This is a genomic window from Lactobacillus rodentium (assembly GCF_003423665.1).
Taxonomy (GTDB): domain Bacteria; phylum Bacillota; class Bacilli; order Lactobacillales; family Lactobacillaceae; genus Lactobacillus; species Lactobacillus rodentium.
This window is the reverse complement of sequence record NZ_BFBY01000011.1, coordinates 1-4674: the sequence shown is the minus strand read 5'-3', so window position 1 is coordinate 4674 and position 4674 is coordinate 1. Positions and strand designations below refer to the sequence as shown.

Genomic DNA, 4674 nt, shown 5'->3' with positions numbered 1-4674 from the left:
AAATTCATCACGTATTTTAAAACTTTTTGACCAAATAGATTAATGATAGTAATAATTGCCATTAAAACCAAAAAGCCCCAAGTAACGCCCCACTTATCATTAGGATTGCCACCAAAAATAGAAATTGTTGATTTAACTACACCAACTGCCATTACACCCCAAGCAACACTTGCTGAGAAATAACGTACAATTCCCATATAAAAACCAACATTTTTACCAAAAGCAGCCTTGGCATAAGCATAAGCAGCTCCTGATTTAGTTACATACTTAGCGGCTGCCGCAAATGAAATTGCTAAAACTGATGCAATTAAAGCCGCAATGAAGTATACCCACAATGTTTTTGACCCAGCTTGTTGTACAACACTTTGTGGAGTTAAGAAAATTCCAGAGCCAATAATAGCATTAATGGCCAAGAAAACTATCGACCAAAAACCTAACTTATCACTTTCACTTTTACTCATTTATAACTTTTTCTCTTTCTTATTTAATTTTTCTTAGCATTATTAATTATATGCTTAAATAGATTATTTTGGAATGGTACTACACGATGTAACATTTCTGGGTGCCACTGCACACCGATTACTGAAGCATCTTTATTTTCAATAGCTTCTACTACACCATCGACACATTTAGCAGCTACGGTAAAATCAGGTGCAACTTCCTTAACTAATTGATGGTGGAATGAATTAGTTAAAAATTCATCTTTACCAAGAATATTAGCAATTTTTGAATTAGGATCTGCTTTTACAGTATGAGTGACTAAAGTTGGGGTTTGGTTTTGTGAGTGTTTTAAAGTCTTTTCTTTACGATAACTCAAATCTTGATAAAGATTTCCACCATGAGCAACATTAATAATTTGCATCCCACGACAAATCCCCAGAACAGGAATATTATTTTCTTCTGCCAATTTTAATAATCGCATATCAAAAACATCACGTTCTGGCCAAACATCACCAATTTTTTGTTCTAATTCCTCACCATAGTTATGAGGGTCAACATCATGTCCACCTGACAAAATAAGCCCTTGTACATTTAGAAGTTGTTCTTTTACAACTTCTTCATCTTCATTAAAAGGAATAATGTAAGGTATACCACCATTTTGAACTACTGAATCCACATAGTCTTCATTCACATAACTACGACGATAGCCTGGAAACATTCCACCATCATCAATGATAACTGAACCTGAAATACCAATAATTGGTTTATTCATATTTATTCCTCCTTTTTCATTTTCTTTCTAAGTTACTATACAAAAAAAGCATCCTTACTACAAGTAAGAATGCATTTAATTTTAATTTCTTTTTGCAGGACGATGACGTACTAAATAGCTTAACACGGCAGCAACTAGCACGGCTAGACCAACAGTGACCGAAATTCGCGTATCAGGATTAATAAACATAAAGATCACAATTACAATTAACATAATCGAAGCAAAGTAATTGGAATAGGGATATAGTGGCAGTTTAAAAGGATGTTTTTTCATCAATTCAGTATTTTCTTTTCTAAATTTAAGTTCAGCAAATAAAATTACAAACCAAGCTACCATTCCTGGTAAAACTGATGAACTATAAACTACTACGAATAAACTTCCCATTGATTTATTTAAAGCTGAAACAATACAGTTTAAAACAAAACCAATAAAAATACCGCCAGTAATTCCAAGGATTGCACGATTAGGTACAATGCGCTTTGAAATGTGACCAAAAGTCTTTGGTGCATCTCCTTCTTGACCTAACTTAAAGAGCATCCTACTTGATGAATAAATTCCTGAATTTGCTCCAGATAAAGCTGCCGTTAAAACTACAAAGTTAATAATTCCAGCCGCAGCCGTAATACCTACTTTAGTAAAGGTTTCTACAAATGGTGAGCCAATTGCTTTTAGTTGATCCCAAGGATAAATAGTAATAATTACAAAAATGGCACCAACGTAGAAAATCAAAATACGCCAAAGAACAGACTTCACACTTTTAACAATTGCTTTTTGAGGATCAGCAACTTCTCCAGCAGATATCCCAATCAATTCAATTCCTTGATAAGACCCTACGATAACAGCCATTGAGAAAAAGAAGCCTTTAATTCCATTAGGGAAAAAACCACTATGAGACCATAAGTTACTAAAACCAATTGCATGTCCATGATTTCCAAAACCAAATAGAATGACTAAAAATCCTAAAATAATCATTAAGACAATTGTTACTACCTTGATCATCGCAAACCAAAATTCTAAAGCCCCATAAGCCTTGGCGCTAGCCAAATTAGCTAAAAGTAGCAAAGCAATAATAATAATCCCTGACCATAAAACATTTATATTTGGCCACCAAAACTCCAAATATTCAGTAGCAGCAACTACTTCTGAAATTCCTACCACAATATACTGAAATACTGCGGCCCATTCGGCTAAATACCCTGCTAAAGGTGACACATATTCGGTTGCATAGTCCGCAAAAGATCCGGTACTAGGATTAACATATAACATTTCTCCTAGCGCTCTCATAACAATATAGAGAATCAGACCAACAAAAATATAAGCAAGTAAAACTGAAGGACCTGCCCACTTGATAGTTGAAGTTGATCCCATAAAAAGACCAACACCAATTGCTCCACCAAGAGAAATCATTTCCATTTGTCCTGCAGTCATCGAACGTTTAAGTTGCGGTGATTGGGGCCTTTTATTTGCCATTATTTACTTCTCCCTTATTATTTTTTAATCCGTGTCGAACAATATAAATTAATGCAGCGACAATTAAAACAGCTGCTCCCACGATTACAGAAACTCTTGTTTCACTATTAATAAACATAAAAATTACAATTATGATTAGCATTATAAATGCAAAGTAATTTGAAAATGGATAAAGTGGTAATTTAAATGGATGTTTTTTTAAAAGTTCAGGATTATTTTTCCTAAAGCGCAGTTCTGCCAATAAAATTACAAACCAAGGAATCATACCAGGTAAAACTGATGATGAAAAGATAACAACAAATAGGTCAGACATCGACTTATTTGCCATTGCCGCAAGAACGTTAACCACAAAGCCAATAAAAATTCCTCCAGAAATACCTAAGATAGCATGGCTAGGTACAATTCGTTTTGAAATATGGCCAAAAGTTTTTGGGGCATCCCCATCGTGAGCGAGTTTAAAGAGCATTCTACTTGATGAATAAATTCCGGAGTTGGCACTGGACAAAGCTGCAGTTAAAACCACAAAGTTGATAATACTTGCTGCTGCCGTAATACCAACCTTAGCAAAAGTGGTAACAAATGGTGAACCCAAGTTACTTAATTTATCCCAAGGATAAATAGTAACGATAACAAAGATAGCACCAACATAGAAGATCAAAATACGCCAAATTACTGACTTCACACTTTTGACAATTGCTTTTTGGGGATGAGCAACTTCACCAGCTGAAATTCCCAATAATTCGATTCCTTCGTAAGAACCAACAATAATTGACATTGAGAACAAGAATCCTTTAAAGCCACCAGTAAAGAAACCACCATGGGACCATAGATTACTAAAACCAATTGCATGTCCATGATTACCAAAACCAAATAAGATGATCGAGAAGCCCAATATAATCATCAAAATAATAGTAATTACTTTGATCATGGCAAACCAAAATTCTAGAGTACCATAGGCCTTAGCACTTACTAAATTGGCTACTACCAAAAAGGCAATCACTATTACACCAGACCAAAATGCACTTATATTAGGCCACCAGAATTTTAAATATTCAGTTGTAGCCACAACTTCAGACATACCCACAACAATATATTCAAAAACATTGGCCCATTCGGCCATATACCCTGCTATTGGATGCACATATTCGGTCGCATAATCTGCAAAAGACCCTGTACCGGGATTAATATAGAGCATTTCTCCCAGAGCACGCATTACAATATATAAAATTAATCCTACAAATATATAGGCTAATAATACTGATGGCCCAGTCCACTTAATGGTGGAAGTCGATCCCATAAAAAGACCGACACCAATTGCTCCACCTAAAGAAATCATTTCCATCTGTCCTGCAGTCATTGACCGCTTTAATTTAGGACTAGAGCTTTTCTCACTCATCAATCTTAAACTCCTCGTGGTAATTTTATTACAATATTAATTTTATTTTAATACAAGAGCAGTTTCTTGCAAAGGGGCTATTAAAAAAGACTTTAGATACAATGATATGAACCCTAAAATTAGGACATATTATTGAGCCAGTTGATTTAAAACCATATTTCGATATTGAATCGGAGTATGGTTTTTTATTGTGCTCTTGATTCTTTTGTTATTGTAGTAATAAATATATTCTTTGATTGCTTTTTCAAGCTCATCTAAATTCTTAAATGTTTTCTCAAACCCATAGAACATTTCTCGCTTTAAGATACCAAAGAAACCTTCCATTAATCCATCATCTAATGAATTTCCTTTTCTAGACATTGATTGTTCAATACCATGATTTTTAAGCCAATTTTGAAAAGCTGGATGTTGATATTGCCAACCTTGATCAGTATGAAAGATAAGTCCATTCAATGCAGGATGATCTTTATAAGCTAGTTCAAGCATATCCATTACTTGTTTTAAAACTGGATGACGACTGATGGTATAAGAAATTATCTCATGAGTACAACCGTCCATAATTGGTGATAAATATAGCTTTTCTCCATTTAAATGA

Annotated in this window: 5 protein-coding genes; all 5 read right to left on the bottom strand. The window is 34.3% G+C overall.

Translation table 11 applies throughout. The features are described from left to right. Positions 1-461, bottom strand: a 461-nt coding sequence (locus LrDSM24759_RS06355) for an amino acid permease (RefSeq protein ID WP_117118656.1), incomplete at its 3' end; no start/stop codon positions are given. Between the two features lie 23 nt (positions 462-484). Beyond that, the gene (locus LrDSM24759_RS06350; RefSeq protein ID WP_117118655.1) at positions 485-1213 is read right to left on the bottom strand and encodes a gamma-glutamyl-gamma-aminobutyrate hydrolase family protein; all 729 of its coding nucleotides are present in this window, start codon (positions 1211-1213) and stop codon (positions 485-487) included. A gap of 81 nt (positions 1214-1294) precedes the next feature. Next, on the bottom strand, positions 1295-2683 hold the full coding sequence (locus LrDSM24759_RS06345; protein ID WP_117118654.1) for an amino acid permease: 1389 nt from the start codon (positions 2681-2683) through the stop codon (positions 1295-1297). Next, on the bottom strand, positions 2673-4079 hold the full coding sequence (locus LrDSM24759_RS06340) for an amino acid permease (RefSeq protein ID WP_117118653.1): 1407 nt from the start codon (positions 4077-4079) through the stop codon (positions 2673-2675). Before LrDSM24759_RS06340 ends, LrDSM24759_RS06345 begins: the two co-directional genes overlap by 11 nt. A gap of 129 nt (positions 4080-4208) precedes the next feature. Next, a partial coding sequence (locus LrDSM24759_RS06335) for an IS3 family transposase (RefSeq protein WP_117118652.1) occupies positions 4209-4674 on the bottom strand: 466 nt, incomplete at its 5' end.

Bases quoted from the DNA above. Each gene is read 5' to 3' on its own strand.
- LrDSM24759_RS06345 (WP_117118654.1), bottom strand. From the start codon at position 2,683: ATGGCAAATAAAAGGCCCCAATCACCGCAACTTAAACGTTCGATGACT.
- LrDSM24759_RS06350 (WP_117118655.1), bottom strand. From the start codon at position 1,213: ATGAATAAACCAATTATTGGTATTTCAGGTTCAGTTATCATTGATGAT.
- LrDSM24759_RS06340 (WP_117118653.1), bottom strand. From the start codon at position 4,079: ATGAGTGAGAAAAGCTCTAGTCCTAAATTAAAGCGGTCAATGACTGCA.